A 774-nucleotide genomic window follows, 5' to 3' on the forward strand; every position below is an offset into this window, starting at 1 on the left:
GGAGTTGGATGAGGCACTTCTGAGTTATCGCGATGCCGAAGATACGTGGATATCCGATAAGCATTCTGTTGCCCTCGAGGATTTTATGTTACCCGACGGCAAGGTTACGACCGACCTTAGAGAAATCCTGTTCCACCAAGATAGCATCGCATATCTTCATAGCCTTGTGGAAAGACTCGCCCCACCGCCAGGCAAATTTGGCGGTAAAACGCCTGATGTGCTGAGACTCTACGCAGGTTTTAGCGCGGTCCACATCACAATTTCTTGTGCATCATGGCTCGCTTCCGACCTTCTCGAGAATCCTCAAAACCGAAAAAAAAATCGGGCAGTGGCTCTATTCGACAGTTTCGCAGCTTAGCGAGGAAGCTCTCCGCCTAGATCCCGAGTTCGGCCAGCGACATCTCGAGTTCTCCCATTGGGTGGCACCAAAGTGGTTGGCGGTCGACCGCAGCCGCACCGAAGACAGGATAGAGAGTCTATTCGGCCCTCCCCCGTACACCGACAGATCTTTTAAAGCTGTCCCAATCTATGGCGCTAGGCCTCGGATCCTCGGAAGCCAACTGGCCTTTGAGTTTCGATGCTTTCCCAGCAGCTTGACTGCATCACAGGTGATCCACCTCTGCCGCCTAGCGTCCGACAGCGCTAGCATGATTTTTTGTCTAGAAAGGGTTTGAAATGCAGGTTCATAAGCACTTGATCGTCCGTGCCAATATCGCAATTCCACCGTCACAAGCTGATACGGAAGCCGTTACGGAATGGTTAAACAATCTCATT

1 protein-coding gene is annotated in these 774 nt (G+C 51.7%); it reads left to right on the forward strand.

Going from position 1 to position 774, the window contains the following annotated elements:
* Positions 1–358, forward strand: a 358-nt coding sequence (locus tag VZ95_RS27600; RefSeq protein WP_045777374.1) for a hypothetical protein, incomplete at its 5' end; no start/stop codon positions are given.
* Positions 359–774: the final 416 nt, after the last annotated feature.

The organism is Elstera litoralis (assembly GCF_000963705.1).
GTDB lineage: Bacteria > Pseudomonadota > Alphaproteobacteria > Elsterales > Elsteraceae > Elstera > Elstera litoralis.